Genomic DNA, 15,645 nt, shown 5'->3' on the forward strand with positions numbered 1-15,645 from the left:
ACCACCGCAAGAACACCCAGCACGAATAAAATAATTTCCCTCATACAAAACCTCCCTTCTTACTATATTTTGTGGATCTTTCATACTTCTATTTTATCGCTTGAATCATTTTTTGAAACACCTCAATACTTCGGGGATATATTTTTTCATCCGCGATAAGATGTTTCTCGACCAGAGATTCATACACATTCAATAACATGGGTTGCTTCAAATTCGACCTTTTCAGCACTTCTTCATTTTGAAAGATTTCCAGTGGCGATCCATCTGCAATAATCTTCCCCTGGCAGAACACAATAATTCTTTCCGCCCAACGATAGGCAAAATCCACATCATGTGTAGAAATCAGGATTGTTTTTTCTTCCCGACTTAATTTGGATAAAACCACCTCAAGCATCTCGGCATTTAATGGATCTAATGCCACCGTGGGCTCATCGAAAATTATAATTTCCGACTTCATCGCAATAATATCTGCAATACTGACTTTTTTCTTTTCACCGCCACTTAAATAATGGGGTGGTCGGTCTTTGAAATCCATAATATCCATATAGGTCAATGCTTCATCAACCCTTTTTATAACTTCTTCTTTTGGCAGTTTTAAATTCATTGGTCCGAATGCGACCTCGGCCCGAACGGTTGAGGCGATGATCTGATTGTCCGCATCCTGAAAAACAATTCCGATGTTTTTCCGCAGTTCCTTCAGATTCTTTTTGTTAATCATTGTCCCCCGATAACTAATTTCACCGCTTTCCGCTTTCAAAACACCATTCACATTTAAAAAAAACGTCGATTTACCAGCTCCATTTGAACCGATAACCGCAATCTTTTCACCTTCATTGATATCAATATTAACCCCGTCCAGTCCTATCTGTCCATTTCCATAGACATAGTATAAATCACGGACCCTTAAAATTGGTTCTTTCATAACCTATCCTCTTTATATCAAGTACCAATTTGTAAGTACTGATTATTTTTCTATTTTTATTTAAATGAAACTGTTGTTCATCTCATTTCTACCAAAAGTTGAAAGCTCCTGTAATGAGCATGAAAATTCCAATCTGATAATTTCATAACTATCCGATTGGAATTCAACATTGGACTTCTATACCCGCTATCTGTACGATTAGCTCGGACCGTTATATCCTGATGTGAAGCAAACAACAGTTCACCTTATATCAATTCAGGGAGTCATAAGTTTCTTCTTCTTTATCACGGATCTTTTTTTGCCATTTATTTCTTTCTACATATCTGCCCAGGAAAAAGAACAAAACTCCTGCACCGAGGCCCGTCTGTAAGGAGAACATCAGACTTTCAACTTCTGCTGGTAATTTTCCGCCAATCCATGTTTCTAAAACTGGGGTAAACCATGGCTGGTAATCCGTTCCTGTAATTTCTGAAATTGCTTGACTTCCCGCATCGTCGGAACCACCAAACTCAGCTCCTTTTAATGTAAATAACGGGACCATTGCAATCACTACAACAATTAACAATAAAACAATAATCGTCTTTTTATTTGACTTTGACATTATTTATTTCCCCTTTCAGATATCCAATATCAATCAGTTCCGATGTTGCGTAAGACTCCAGCATAATCATAATCACAACCGTCAGAATCCCTTCAATAATCGCCAGGGGAATCTGAGTCGGCGCGAATACTCCCAGAAACTTCAGGAAAGACGCTGTTATTCCGCCATTATCGGATGGATAAGCGGCCGCCAACTGAAAACTGGTCACACAATATGTAAACAAATCTCCAATTGAAGCAGCCAGGAAAATACCCACACGCTTATTCACCTTCACCTTCTTACATAAGATATATATTCCATAAGATACTAAAGGACCGGCAATGGCCATTGAAAATGTATTGGCCCCCAGTGTTGTAAGACCCCCATGGGCCAACAAAATTGCTTGAAAGATAAGTACGATCAGACCTAAAATACTGACTGCAGTTGGTCCAAATAAAATTGCCCCCAATCCAGTTCCGGTCATATGCGAACAGCTTCCCGTAACCGATGGAATCTTTAATGATGATATAATGAATATATACGCTCCAACCATTGCAAATAAAGTAATAGATTTACGATTCTGCGAAACTACTTTTTTGATGGAAAAATAACCTCTTACGAGAAATGGCAGACAGACAACACCCCATACGATACAGTATTGTACTGGAAGGTATCCTTCCATGATGTGCATTGCATTGGCAACTGGATAAACTCCGAATACCAATGCAAAGGCTGCAACTAATGTGATGATTCTCTTTTCACTTAACTTCATAATTCATACCTTTTTTCATCTTTTTCCCCCGAATGTTTTTTATCAACCTCAAAATATAGAATTCCATGTTGTCCATTTCAATATCACGCTATGATCTATTCGATTAATCTGTTTGAACCAATTGAGTGCCACCTCGAAAAAAAACCTCTTTTTCTATATTCCTACAGAAAAAGAGGTTTGATTATCAGTTATCAATTGATTTATAAATTTAAGACATCAAAAAATCAACTTCTATTAACGTTACTAATTCCCCTTTTCCCTGGAAGGATACTTCAGCACTTCAATTTAGTAGGTTTCCTGACTTATAGCTTTTATTCTCCTTGCCTTCCCGAAGCAATACGTGCTCAGTGACATATTAAGGAGACGTAACTAATTACAGTGACCGGATCGTTCTGGATTCTAACCAGATTTCCTCAATGAAATTATTCATCCTAAATGAATTTATACATTTCTTATTCAATTATGAATATATTATAACATGATTTATTTGAATGTACAGAATTATTTTTTTTCAAAACATCCCATCATTTACTGCTAAAATATATGAAGTTTGATCTTTTGTGCAAAACCTATTTGTTACTTTTGTCCTTCTCCTCTTTCTTCGTTTTTAGTTGGTTCAATACGAGTTTAGAAATATTATCGGGATTTTGAACTTTTACAATGGCATAAGCATATTGCGGCGAAAAAGGCTTTGGCGAATAGGCAATATATCGCTCTTCCCAATAAGAAGGTGCATACTTTTCTTTTGCATGATGGAGCGCTTTAAAGTCATATGAGTCATTCATATTGTCGTAAACATAGGCGAAAAGTTTTTCATTGATCGTTATTTTATCTCCTGATGCCACATTGTAGAGAGGTGACAGGCCCATATTGACTAATTGCACCCCTTCACCTTTAAATACCATAAATGCCTCGTAATTAATTTTTTCCAAAACCCCTTGCGGCGCATCGCTTTTTCTTCTGGTAACATCAACTAAATAACTGGATCCATTTAAATACGGTAAGAAGACCGCAAACCCAAGCATTTTTCCTTGTGCGTCCCGGGCATAGAAATATCGTCGGTCAAGGGGATCGTCAAGCCCAATGCCGCCAAGCATAAAAGTCATTTCCGAAATCTTTTTGCTCCTAAACCATTCTTCGGATATTTCAAATATTTCCTTTTCTATTTCAAGATTATGCGCTATTTTCGGTTGATATTCCGTAACCGTAATTCCCGCCTTATTAGCATGGTTTATTGCGGCCCTGACCTTTGCCACTTTTCCTCCCGCAAGACTGTATTCAGACAGATTAAAACAGGCATCTTCTCCATATTTTACAATGCCAAACTGAGCCGTTTTATATAAATCAAGAAAATACTCAGTCACATTGAGGAATAAAATATCGAGACCGTTTTGCCTGGCAAATGTTATCAGTTCAGTCAAAAAAATGAAGCCATCTTTTTTGTCACAGATAATATCTCCACAACACACTAAAACCTTGCCCACAATGGTATAGGAACAAACGCCTTTAACATCTTTACTGAAAAAATAACGTTTATCATTTTCAAGAGACAGATAAGACATCGGGTTTTGTCCATGTTTAAGCACAATTTTCCGGACCCTTTCCTTATCATGTTTATCATGGATATAATCATATACCAGCGGCTTCATAAGAAGCAATGCCGAAGCAAAAATGCAAATCCAGTTTATACTTATTAAAGAATCCGCATATATTTGCCCCACATTATTCTTTATATCCAATACCGAAGTATCCATAAAAATCAGTAAATTCACTGAACCCAACAAAGCGTTATAAATGGTATGCACATCATTAATATGCGGTCTCATGATATACAAACCAAGCGAAGCATTTGCAATCAGTAACACAAACGAAATCCCAACAAATATAAAAGCCCATTTCAGGGTTACTCGGTTGGGTAATCTAGAAAAGTCCTTATAAGAAAACACTAACACAAACAGAACAAATAACTCGATAATAACAATCGGAACCGAAAATTTATGAAAATGTCCAATCTCTAAAACCAAAGCTGCAAAAATAACAATGACCTCAAGAATCCAGGCATTACGAACCCTTTTATACAAACTGTAAGCCAGCAGAAGCATCAGCGCTCCGAGTAAAAAAGACAATACTCCGTGAATTGCGGCAGCATTCGGATCGATCACATTGCCATATAAATGTTCAAACGCTTTAGCAAATTTCAAAGGCAATGCTGCAAGCAAATTTCCAAATCCAATGATTACTAAAAGAAAAATAGCAAAATTTTGAATTTGTCTTCTGATGAATGTATTCATATTTTTAATACCCCTTCAAACCTTACCGGTTAAACTAAATCGGTTAAATCCAATTTGCAAACGAAAAGTGTGGGGATTCCCCACACTTCTCGGATAAATTATTTCGAAAATAATAATACCATATAAAGTACATTTCTCGTCTTAAATCTTTTTCTTTGAAATTCAAGCTGCCCTCGGCATTGATTTTTATTCATTTTCCTTAATATCTTTACGTGTAAGAGCCATGTATCCAACAAGACAAAATATTATTATTGTTAATCCTAAACTGACTACACCAGTACCAATTCCAAGACCACCGCGACTAACTGGAACCCCCATCCAGTCTGCAAATGAAGCACCTAATGGTCGGGTAAGAATGTATGCGAACCAGAAAGCAAATATCTCATTTAAACCAAACTTCCAATAGCCTATAGCTGGTATTGCGATCAAACTAGCAAAAATCACTCCAGAGAAGAAATAGCCTAAATTCATGGTTGTGGCCGTCATATCTCCGGCCGCAGTGCCAAGTGCGAAAGTGGTCAATACTGTTGCCCAGTAAAAAAGCTCACGACGACGAGTGAAAATGCTATGTATGGACAGGGTCTTCTCGCTCACATACCAGGTGATAAAAATAATTGTCAGTGCGATCACAAAAAACATTGTTGACACTAAATATGGTATTCCGAAACCTACATGTAAAACATCTGCAGCCATCGTACCGAAAATACTTACCATGACTACATTCAACCAGTAAATCCAAGCTACATATTTACGTATTGATAATTGTACTGCCAATGCTGATATTAGACAAAGTCCAGTAACAGCTACTGCTATCACTGGATCAATATGGGTAGCTAAGTAATCCGATGTTACTTCACCCATTCCCGTAGTCAAAATTTTAATTATCCAAAAGAATAATGTAATCTCCGGAACTTTATTTAAGATTGGTTTTGCTTCATATTTTGGGTGAAATACATTTTTATTCATACTCACTTCTCATTTATAGTAATATTAGGTCGACATTTCTTTTGTTTTTTGATTTCGTTTTCGTTTTGTGCCCCTTTTCACCATATTGCTGAACTTCCTGCCATTACACAGTTGTTTTACTTAGTTAGTAAGTTCTTATATAAAGTATAAAAAACGATCAAACAGTTTAATGGCACGATTCCCAGACGCTTAAGTCTTATCATTCTCAATTCAATTATAATCTATCAGGTTTTTTGAATTCTGTTTCTACACATGTTTATCTTTCCAATTATGACTATTTCTTTGATAAAACTTCTTGAAGATCCAGCAAAATTTTAGTTTGATTTTTTAGTTCCTGCATCTGCTCATCCTGTAAAATACTTAGGTAAGTCAATGTTTTGTGGTCAGTATCGGCTTTCGCTTCATTTTGAGCCTGGATCACATTCTGCCCCACCATGATGATGGGCAAAAGCACCAATTGCAGAACCGTTTGGGCAATATAGGTCACCCAAATCATTATATTGTTAGCCTGAAGAACGGGTGGCAGCATTAACAGGTCAAGAAGAAAGAAAGCATAGGCGCACCACATCGTGCCAACACCATTGGTAATTTTCACTGCCAGCCAAAAATTGAACTTAGCTAGGCCTTTTCGATCCTTGCTTATTATGTCATTTGGATGAATGACATGGGGATGTTTCTTGAATTTTCTAATGGAATCTGGTTTACACCCTAAATTTTTAATTTTCGGATTGGTTAAATGGCTGTTTTTTTTTATTGTTTTCACAGTAATTCCCCCTTTGATTCTATTCTTGAATCGATTTCAGAAATTTGCAATCATTGAACAATATTTCGCTAAATATTGTTTACTCTTCATACTTATCCAATCATTTTCAGTCGAAATCATTTTTCTACTCTTCTCAATTTGATTATACAAGCACTTTATTTATTATTTGTTTATTTTACAATATATTTTAAATTTAATAATCTATTATTTTAAACCATCATTATTAATTTTCAGAATAATCATGTTGAATTATTACATCAAAATGTTATCGAAATTCCAATTTTGAAAATATTTTATGTACATTATTGAGAAATATGTTATAATCAGCAAATTGCAATTAAATATTCCGAGCATGATGAAATCATTTTCATATTTATTTGCAACTTTATACTATCCCCATTTCATAATATTTGCAAATCTACACCGCTTTATAAAATTTAGCTTATTGTTAAATATTTCCAAGTGAGGTATCAATATTGAACAAACGAAAAAAAAGTGTTATTGAAAACAGGCGCAACAGCTCACCCCTGCCTCAAAAAAGAGAGTCTTCAAATCAAAAGAAAATTTCTCAATCTGTTGTGAGACCTCCGGTCAGTCTTAAAAATAATAAAAAGACCAAACGAAAAGGTGGTTTTAAAAAATTCTTTAAAACGATTGTTATAATTGCTTTCATCTTTGTTGGGACTTGTTTTGGTGTTAATGCATTTTTCCTGGGATCTGTTGATGATCTTCCTGGAAATCTCAGTAATTATGGCATCAGCTCTGAAGCAGCTACCATGGCCAAGCAACACAAAATTGTCAATGTTGCTGTTTTTGGTGTTGATGGTCGTGATGATGTTCAAGGTAATCGTACCGACACCATTATGATTGCCTCAGCCGACTACGAACATAGTAAAATTAAAGTGACCTCTCTAATGCGTGACACTTATGTTTATGTGAACGATCAATATGGCTATGATAAAATCAATGCTGCCTATTCTTATGGTGGGCCAACACTGGCCATGCAAACCATTAATCAGAATTATGACACCGCCATTACTGACTATGTTACCATTGATTTTACTGCCATGGTCTTCATGGTAAATGCTGTTGGAGGAATCACCATTGATATTGAATCTCAGGATGAACTGGATTGGGTTAACGAATATCTGATTGATGTCAACGACAAAGTAAACACTGCCTCACCCCCATTAAAAAATACAGGATCTCAAGTAGTAGATGGCTCACAAGCCCTGGCCTACTGTCGAGTACGTTATGTCGGTGATGGTGACTTTGATCGAACGCTTCGGCAACGGACAGTCTTTGAGCAGGTTTTATCAAAAGCATTTGACCTTAATTTGATCGATCAATATAAGCTTCTTATGGGAACACTTCCCTATATAAAAACTTCATTGACAACACCTGAACTCATTAAATATGCCGCAAATCTTGCCCTGATGCCAAATAAGAATATTGAACAGAATCGACTGCCAACCGATGATGCAAATGCGCTGGAAAATATTGATGGTGTTTCTTATGTTATCCCAAATACTCTGGTTGACAACATCAAAGCCTTCTACTCATTTATCTATGAAACTAACTATACCCCTTCAACCACAGCCAATAACATCAGTAAAAAAATTGCTGTCACACTTAAAAGTTCAAGTAATTAATCCAGATGGACCACAATAACATGACACTTGATACAAATACGTTAAAATTTGTATGATTCTACTTGAGTAGATGGAACTCATAAGTCGAAAGGAATATTTATGAAGCAAAAAATAGTTTTTGTGACCCTCTTTCTGGCATTCTTACTCGTTGGCACTGGATTGATTTATGGCTTTAACACCATTATCCAAGCGAGTGAGATGGTTTCGGCACCTGAACCGGATACAACCAATCTAAATACAAATAATAATTTAAATCTCGATACTGTCAATATTGCCGTTTTTGGCATTGATGGTAGAAGTGATATCGAAGGTGATCGATCAGATACTATTATGATTGTTTCATTGGATTTTAAAGACGGCTCTATAAAAGTTACCTCCGTCATGCGAGACTTGTTGGTTCAGATTCCTGCAACCAATAATACCAATCAATCATTTGATAAAATCAATGCTTCTTACTCCTATGGTGGCCCAGAGCTGACTGTTAAAACATTAAACCAAAACTTTGATCTAAACATCACCGACTATGTAGTTGTTAATTTTGATGCCATGGTGGATATAGTAGATACCCTTGGCGGTGTTGAAATTAATGTCAAAAACCAGGAAGTCCTCGACTGGACTAATAAATATATTGATGATGTCAATGATAAAGTTGGAAGAAAAGATCCCTACCTTACTGCTATTGGTCCCCAAACCGTTACCGGTGTACAGGCGCTGGCTTATGCAAGAAATCGCTATAGTGATAATGATTATGAACGTACCCAACGTCAACGTGAGGTTGTTGAACAAATAGTTAAAAAAGCTTTTAATGTTGACATACTTACAGACGTAAACCTCTTAACCAAGGTTTACCCCTATATTAAAACAACCCTTTCCGTTAAAGAAATCACTACTTATACCAAGGCTTACTTAGCATCAACGAACAAGCAATTCTTGGAGTTCCGTGTACCTACAGATCAATTTGTTCGCGATGACATGATTAACAGTGTTTCCTATGTGGTACCAACCAGTCTGGCAGATAATGCGATTGCACTTCATTCATTTATTTATGGTTCTCAACAAACCACACCAACCGATGGAACCACATCAAGTCCCGATAATAGTAGCAGTACGAATATTACGAGCAATACCAACAGTTCAACTAGTACTGATACACCTTATGTACCAACGGATGGACTTCTTAAAATCAGTGCCGCTATTTCATCGTATGTTGGCTACTAAAGAAATTACAGTCTTTTTAAAAACCACGATCCCTCTTTCTTCTAATTAATTCGTTTAAAACATAACAGCGTGATTTATAGCAAGTCGCACATGAAAACTTCTAAGCTATCACAGATAATGATATCAATCATTATCACAAAGTTCATATTTGAAATATGTTAAATTTACACTTGCAGGTTGACATCGCCGTTAATAAGTGATATTCTCATCAAAGATATAGGATAAATACGGTAGGTGAGGCTACCGCAGGGATACGGGTTGCTACCGCGGAATAGTGGAGACACTATGAGAAGGTTAGCAGTTTATGTCGATTCAAGGCATAATCTAATGCAATTTCACTGCCCTGCGATGCTAAAGCTTGAACGGATATAGTTTCTTGCATATTTTTTGTGCGAATTTTTATCTCTTGCCGATTTATTGTGGTAAGGGATTTTTTATTTTTTGAATAACCGTAATAGATCCTAATTAAATTGAAAGTAAAAGGTGGTGAAAAGAATGGATTCAGATCATAGTAGCGGCATAGAACCTGAACGGCAAAGTATCGAGGACTATCAGAACAGCAACTATTTCTCCATCTGTTCTTCTTGCTAACCCCACACGATACGAATACGCTTTTGTTTTATGTCTTTACTCCTAAAACTTTAAACAGTTATGGCCCAAATAAACTTTACTGGGAGGTAAGACAATGAAAAAGAAAATAAATCAAACGGTGATAAATTCTGTTTCCCCAATAACAGAAAAACTGATTCAAGCAAGTCGCATGGATGAAGCGACTCTTTTAAACGAAATGAAGGCCTCTATTTGTGGCTACAGCGAAGATGCTGCTGAAATATTGAGAGATCAATACGGCAGCAATGAAATTTCTCAGGAAAAACAAGAATCCCTGCTATCAAGACTGATTGGTGCTTTTGTCAATCCCTTTACCATTGTTCTTTTTGTCCTTGCCCTGATATCAATCTTTACCGACGTCATTTTAGTTTCACCTGAAGATCGAAACTATCGAACGGTTATTGTTATTACCTTAATGGTAACCATCAGCGGACTGCTGCGGTTTATTCAGGAGACACGTTCAAATCAGGCCGCTGAAAAGCTCAAGGCATTGGTTTATACAACGGCAGCTGTTGAACGTAAGGGCGAAGGTAAAAAAGAAATTAGACTCTCTGAAATTGTCCCTGGCGATATTGTTTATTTAGCCGCCGGTGATATGATCCCCGCGGATGTTCGAATCATTGCCTCTAAAGATTTATTTATCAGCCAGTCCGCACTCACCGGTGAAAGTGAGCCGGTTGAAAAATGTGTCACCCCAGGAGCATCGGTGGATAACCCCCTGGAATTGGCAAATCTCGCCTTTATGGGCACAAATGTTGTTAGTGGCTCGGCAACCTGTATTGTGCTGGCAACCGGTGACTATACCTGTTTTGGCTCAATGGCCAAATCGATTACCGGAAAAAAAGTTGTCACCAGCTTTGATAAAGGTATTAATTCCGTCTCCTGGGTGCTGATTCGTTTTATGATGTTTATGCTCCCGATTGTTTTCTTCCTGAACGGTTTTACCAAGGGCGACTGGCTTGAAGCCTTTATGTTTGCACTTTCTGTTGCGGTTGGACTAACACCCGAGATGCTGCCGATGATTGTCACCACCAATCTCGCCAAAGGTGCCGTTGCCCTGGCAAAGAAAAAGACCGTGGTCAAAAATCTTAATTCCATTCAGAACTTTGGCGCCATGGATATATTATGTACCGATAAAACGGGAACATTAACACAAGATAAGGTTGTTTTGGAATATCATCTTGATATTCATGGTAACGAAGATGAACGCGTCCTGCGCCATGCTTTTCTAAATAGTTTTTATCAAACCGGACTTAAAAATCTCATGGATGTCGCCATTTTAGACCGTGCTGATCAAGAACCCTATCAATCACTTAAACAAAAATACGTCAAGGTAGATGAAATCCCGTTTGATTTCAATCGCCGCAGGATGAGTGTCGTAATTAGGGATGAACTCGACAAAACCCAGCTCATTACAAAAGGTGCCGTTGAAGAAATGCTAGCCATTTCTTCCCACGCTGAATATAAAGGTAATGTGGAGCCGATCACCGATTTAATTCGCCATAAAATCCTTAAGACCGTTAAAAAATTAAACAAGTCGGGGATGCGTGTGATTGCCGTTGCCCAGAAAAACAACCCCTCGGTTGAAAGTGTTTTTTCTGTAAAAGACGAAACCGATATGGTCCTGATGGGTTACCTTGCTTTTCTGGACCCCCCCAAAGAAACCACTCGCGCAGCGATCAAGGCGCTAAAAAAATATGGTGTTACTGTCAAAGTACTGACCGGTGATAATGATGCGGTGACCCAGTGTATCTGCAAAAAAGTAGGTTTGAAAGCTGAAAATCTACTCCTCGGTTCGAATATTGATCAAATGGATGATGAATTACTTGCTAAAGAAGTGGAATCCACCAGTGTCTTTGCCAAACTATCGCCCCAGCAAAAAACCAGGATTGTTCGAATTCTCCGAAAAAACGGCCACGTTGTCGGTTTTATGGGTGACGGCATCAACGATGCCGCTGCGATGCGTGAATCTGATGTCGGAATTTCAGTGGATACGGCGGTTGATGTTGCCAAGGAATCGGCTGATATCATTCTTCTTGAAAAAGATTTGATGGTCCTGAAAGATGGGATTATTGAAGGTCGAAAAACATTTGGCAATATCATCAAATATATTAAAATGACCGCCAGCTCAAATTTCGGTAATATGTTTTCGGTTGTTGCTGCAAGTGCGTTTTTACCTTTCTTACCGATGCTGCCGGTGCAGATCATTTTATTAAATCTCATCTATGATATCTCCTGCATTTCAATTCCTTGGGATAACATGGATAAAGATTATCTGAAGAAACCTCGAAAGTGGGATGCTTCATCGATCGGAAAATTCATGATCTGGATCGGACCAACCAGTTCAGTGTTTGATGTGATAACCTTTATTATTATGTTCTTTATTATCTGCCCGGCTGTTGCCGGTGGTGCCTATGGAGCACCCGGTGTTGATAACATTCTGTTTGCTTCGCTCTTTAATGCTGGTTGGTTTGTGGAAAGCCTTTGGTCACAAACCCTTGTTATTCATATGATTCGCACCCCTAAAATTCCATTTATCCAAAGTCGGGCCTCATGGCCAGTTTTATTTACCACCACTCTTGCCATCATAATCGGAACCATTATTCCCTATTCGCCATTCGGAGAATCCCTGCGTATGTCCGGCATGCCACTCATTTATTTCCCCTGTCTTTTCGGAATGATCTTATGCTATATGATGCTTGCAACCTTTCTTAAAACCATGTATCGAAAACGCTATGGCGAATTACTTTAAGGAGCAGGAAAATGATAATAATAGAAAGCAATATCTATGTGGCGATCGGTCTATTCGGAACCTGCGGCTTGATGCTTTTAGGCCTTTTTTCGACCTATCCAGCTATTAAAGCTTATGAAAAAGGCCGCAATTTTTTAAAATGGTACATCTTTAGTGTTCTGCTTTTTCCGGTGGCCTTGATTGCCTCGTTTGTCATCAAGAGGAAGCGGAAACATCTTAAACAATCAAAACACAAGACCTCCAAACGGTAATTAAATTCATATTCGCGTCCATTCACATCTCTATTTTACCAGCTTATAATAAGCTTTTGCGGTCCACCAATATACCAGAGCATAGATTAACGCGTAGATTAATGTCACTACAATCGTGCAAATTAAAATCAGTCCGGTATCGGTGAGCCTGAAGGCTGCCAGCATTTTTGCCATCACCCGGAAGGCAAAGGCAACATGAATGGTTGCTCCCGCCAGAGGCAGGAAAAACACCATCAGAATCTGCTTTCCAATTGTTTTTTTAACCTCGGCTTTATCCATTCCCACCTTCTGCATGATTTCAAAGCGATCCCGATCCTCATAGCCTTCGGAAATCTGTTTGAAATAAATAATCAGTACCGTGGCCATCATAAACAATGTTCCCAGAAAAACACCGAGGAATAAGAAGCCGCCAAAAATGGAGTACCATTCCGTTAGCGAGACATAGTAACTTGCCTTATCGATATCCGGGTTAATTCCTTCAACTTGTTGAAAAACATTTTCCGAAAAAGCGAGTTTCGTTTCATCATTTCCTTCCAGATTAAAGAATTTTCCAAATAATAAGGACTTACTAGTATTATCAGGATACAGATTATTTTGAATATCCGCGATAACCCCTTCGTCTTTTACAATAATATAACAGGTTTTTCCAACCAGTTCAGTTTTCTTATTATTCAGCGGAAATGTCTGGAGATTCTCTTTTACCGAAAAACTACGGTCGCCAAAAGTCATGGTTTTCTGATTGTAATTATCGCCTACCGAAAAGATCATCACTTCATTTTCGTTTAAAGCCGTAGCCGTGTCACTCATTTTATTATAGTCCTCTAACGGAATCAACCATACATCAGTTTTTGTGGTGTAATAATTGGTATCCTTGTCTTCTTTAGCGACGAGATCAGGCATAAAGTGATCGCCTTCTAAAAAAGCGGTCAAATTTCCAAGTCGAAGATTGATCTGGTCAATCGGATTGACACCCGTCTGCTCCGCTGTTTTCTGGATCGACTCATCTACCAAAGCTTCATCATTTCCGGTATTTTCACCAACAAAGAGCATATCAAAATGATATTGATCCCGCATCATATTTTCCTGACCAACATACAAAGATACCGTGGTAGAAATCGTCACCAACACCATGGTGGACAAAATACAGATATTGGCCAAGCCCACTGCGTTTTGCTTCATTCGGTAAATCATCCCGGAAACGGAAATAAAATTACGGGATTGATAATAGAAGCTTTTATTCTTTTTTAGAACTTTTAGCAAGGCAATGCTGCCAGACGTAAAAAGTGCATAGGTTCCAATAATTACAAAAATCACAGCTACAAAGAACAATAAAATAGCTTCAATAGGAGATTTTACCGTCAAGGCGATTCCATAACCAATGCCCAGCGAGATGATCCCGAAAAGTGTCACAATCCATGAGGATTTCGGTTCTTTTTCCCCTTGTTCTCCCCCTTTCAGAAGATTGATGGGATTAGCCATTTTAACCTGAAGAAAATTAGTTAACAGGGTCAGAAAAAAGATGGCCAGAAAAATTCCAGCCGTAATAAGCAGTCCCCGTCCATCAATATAAAATTGAATGGGCGTTGTAAAATGAAGCAATTTTAGCAGTAGTAAATATAATAGTTTCCCAATTAAGATCCCTCCCAATAATCCCAGCGTAAGGCTGACTATCGTCACTACAACTGTTTCATAAAACAAAACCCGGGCGATGTGTTTCTTTTCCATACCCAGTATACTGTACAGTCCCAATTCCTTTTTTCGCCGCTTAATTAAAAAGCTGTTGGTGTAAAACAGAAAAATCGTTGAAAAGATACCAATCACAATCGTTCCCAAAAATAGGATTGTCTTTAGATTTATCGAACCCGGCATCTCATCCAGCCCTTTGTTTCCATAGAAGGAAATCATGGTATAAAAAGCGATAATCGAACCGATGCAGGTTAGAATATAGGGTACGTAAGTATCCGCATTTTTTTTCAGATTGGTAAGGGCCAATTTGGGGTAAAATATTTTATTCACCCTTCACACCCCCTGTTGCCAGCACCGTGAGGGTCATGGAAATCTTTTGATACATCTCATCATTATTCATGGATCCCCGATAAATCTGGTTGTAGATTTCTCCGTCTTTAATAAAAAGTACCCGTTTAGCATGACTTGCCGCGGCAATACTGTGGGTTACCATTAAAATCGTCTGGCCGGCCTCATTGATTTCTGAAAAAATCTTCAAGAGATTCATTGCCGCCTTTGAATCCAATGCACCGGTGGGTTCATCCGCCAGGATCAGCTTTGGGTTGGTTATCAGAGCCCTTGCCACCGCTGTTCGTTGTTTTTGACCGCCGGAAATCTCATAAGGGTATTTGGCAAGGATTTCATCAATCCCCAGTTTTTTTGAAAGCGGTTTGAGGCGTTTATTCATTTCTTCATAGGGCTTTTGAGATAGAACTAAGGGCAGAAATATATTATCCTGAATAGAAAAAGTATCCAGCAAATTAAAATCCTGAAAAACAAAGCCTAAATTGTCCCGACGAAAAGCTGAGATTTCACTGTCCTTGATTTTTACGATATTATTTCCATCGAGAAAGACTTCACCCCCGGTAGGCTTGTCGAGAGACGCCAGAATATTCAAAAGGGTTGTTTTCCCCGAACCCGATTCTCCCATAATTGCCAGATATTCGCCATTTTCCACCGAAAAGCTGACATTACTCAAAGCCTGAACCTGATTTCCACCAAAACGGGTGGTATAAATTTTTTGCAAACTTTTTACTTCTAAAAGACTCATTGTTGGCCTCCTTCTTTTTACTATACTCAGTATAATAAAAAGGGAAATGCCCCACCATAATTCTGGCTTACATTTCCCGTTTTAATCTTACAG

The 15,645-nt window shown here is 38.1% G+C and carries 12 protein-coding genes and 2 riboswitches; of the genes, 4 read left to right on the plus strand and 8 right to left on the minus strand.

What is annotated here, in order from left to right; genetic code table 11:
• Positions 1-88: 88 nt before the first annotated feature.
• The 6 genes from FZC40_RS03965 to FZC40_RS03990 form a co-directional block, all read right to left on the minus strand.
• Positions 89-922 carry an energy-coupling factor ABC transporter ATP-binding protein gene (locus tag FZC40_RS03965; RefSeq protein ID WP_148602612.1) on the minus strand — a complete coding sequence of 278 codons (834 nt, stop codon included), beginning with the start codon at positions 920-922 and terminating at the stop codon, positions 89-91.
• 250 nt (positions 923-1,172) lie between these two features.
• A complete protein-coding gene (locus FZC40_RS03970; RefSeq protein WP_148602613.1) occupies positions 1,173-1,523 on the minus strand; it encodes an energy-coupling factor ABC transporter substrate-binding protein in 351 nt (116 codons plus the stop codon).
• Positions 1,507-2,274 (minus strand): energy-coupling factor ABC transporter permease, encoded by a 768-nt coding sequence (locus FZC40_RS03975; RefSeq protein ID WP_148602614.1) that lies wholly within the window; start codon positions 2,272-2,274, stop codon positions 1,507-1,509. The genes FZC40_RS03970 and FZC40_RS03975 overlap by 17 nt, the downstream gene beginning before the upstream one ends.
• Positions 2,275-2,544: 270 nt before the next feature.
• A riboswitch (cobalamin riboswitch) is annotated at positions 2,545-2,725 on the minus strand.
• Positions 2,726-2,843: 118 nt separating this feature from the next.
• Positions 2,844-4,565: a bifunctional lysylphosphatidylglycerol flippase/synthetase MprF gene (locus FZC40_RS03980; RefSeq protein ID WP_148602615.1), complete on the minus strand. Its 1,722-nt coding sequence runs from the start codon at positions 4,563-4,565 to the stop codon at positions 2,844-2,846.
• 186 nt (positions 4,566-4,751) lie between these two features.
• Positions 4,752-5,531: a COG4705 family protein gene (locus FZC40_RS03985; protein WP_148602616.1), complete on the minus strand. Its 780-nt coding sequence runs from the start codon at positions 5,529-5,531 to the stop codon at positions 4,752-4,754.
• Positions 5,532-5,805: 274 nt separating this feature from the next.
• Complete coding sequence (locus FZC40_RS03990) at positions 5,806-6,294, minus strand: hypothetical protein (RefSeq protein ID WP_207724216.1); 489 nt, start codon at positions 6,292-6,294, stop codon at positions 5,806-5,808.
• 476 nt (positions 6,295-6,770) lie between these two features.
• Here FZC40_RS03990 and FZC40_RS03995 point away from each other — a divergent pair, with 476 nt between their 5' ends.
• From FZC40_RS03995 to FZC40_RS04010, 4 genes are all read left to right on the plus strand, one after another.
• Positions 6,771-7,946 (plus strand): LCP family protein, encoded by a 1,176-nt coding sequence (locus tag FZC40_RS03995; RefSeq protein WP_148602617.1) that lies wholly within the window; start codon positions 6,771-6,773, stop codon positions 7,944-7,946.
• A 120-nt stretch (positions 7,947-8,066) separates the two neighbouring features.
• Entirely contained in the window at positions 8,067-9,164 is a 1,098-nt protein-coding gene (locus tag FZC40_RS04000; RefSeq protein WP_207706697.1) for an LCP family protein, read from the plus strand.
• A gap of 219 nt (positions 9,165-9,383) precedes the next feature.
• Positions 9,384-9,542, plus strand: a riboswitch (M-box (ykoK) riboswitch).
• A gap of 307 nt (positions 9,543-9,849) precedes the next feature.
• On the plus strand, positions 9,850-12,525 hold the full coding sequence (mgtA, locus tag FZC40_RS04005) for a magnesium-translocating P-type ATPase (protein WP_148602619.1): 2,676 nt from the start codon (positions 9,850-9,852) through the stop codon (positions 12,523-12,525).
• Positions 12,526-12,536: 11 nt separating this feature from the next.
• A complete protein-coding gene (locus FZC40_RS04010; protein ID WP_148602620.1) occupies positions 12,537-12,776 on the plus strand; it encodes a hypothetical protein in 240 nt (79 codons plus the stop codon).
• A gap of 30 nt (positions 12,777-12,806) precedes the next feature.
• On the opposite strand, the gene FZC40_RS04015 is transcribed toward FZC40_RS04010, so the two are convergent.
• Together FZC40_RS04015 and FZC40_RS04020 are read right to left on the minus strand one after the other, a co-directional pair.
• A complete protein-coding gene (locus tag FZC40_RS04015) occupies positions 12,807-14,792 on the minus strand; it encodes an ABC transporter permease (protein WP_148602621.1) in 1,986 nt (661 codons plus the stop codon).
• A complete protein-coding gene (locus FZC40_RS04020) occupies positions 14,785-15,552 on the minus strand; it encodes an ABC transporter ATP-binding protein (protein ID WP_148602622.1) in 768 nt (255 codons plus the stop codon). The genes FZC40_RS04015 and FZC40_RS04020 overlap by 8 nt, the downstream gene beginning before the upstream one ends.
• Positions 15,553-15,645: the final 93 nt, after the last annotated feature.

The organism is Acetobacterium tundrae, assembly GCF_008086615.1.
GTDB lineage: Bacteria > Bacillota > Clostridia > Eubacteriales > Eubacteriaceae > Acetobacterium > Acetobacterium tundrae.

What these genes read in the sequence shown, in the direction of transcription:
- FZC40_RS03965 (WP_148602612.1), bottom strand. Translation starts at nt 922, where the DNA reads ATGAAAGAACCAATTTTAAGGGTCCGTGATTTATACTATGTCTATGGA.
- FZC40_RS03970 (WP_148602613.1), bottom strand. Translation starts at nt 1,523, where the DNA reads ATGTCAAAGTCAAATAAAAAGACGATTATTGTTTTATTGTTAATTGTT.
- FZC40_RS03975 (WP_148602614.1), bottom strand. Translation starts at nt 2,274, where the DNA reads ATGAAGTTAAGTGAAAAGAGAATCATCACATTAGTTGCAGCCTTTGCA.
- FZC40_RS03980 (WP_148602615.1), bottom strand. Translation starts at nt 4,565, where the DNA reads ATGAATACATTCATCAGAAGACAAATTCAAAATTTTGCTATTTTTCTT.
- FZC40_RS03985 (WP_148602616.1), bottom strand. Translation starts at nt 5,531, where the DNA reads ATGAATAAAAATGTATTTCACCCAAAATATGAAGCAAAACCAATCTTA.
- mgtA (WP_148602619.1), top strand. Translation starts at nt 9,850, where the DNA reads ATGAAAAAGAAAATAAATCAAACGGTGATAAATTCTGTTTCCCCAATA.
- FZC40_RS04010 (WP_148602620.1), top strand. Translation starts at nt 12,537, where the DNA reads ATGATAATAATAGAAAGCAATATCTATGTGGCGATCGGTCTATTCGGA.
- FZC40_RS04020 (WP_148602622.1), bottom strand. Translation starts at nt 15,552, where the DNA reads ATGAGTCTTTTAGAAGTAAAAAGTTTGCAAAAAATTTATACCACCCGT.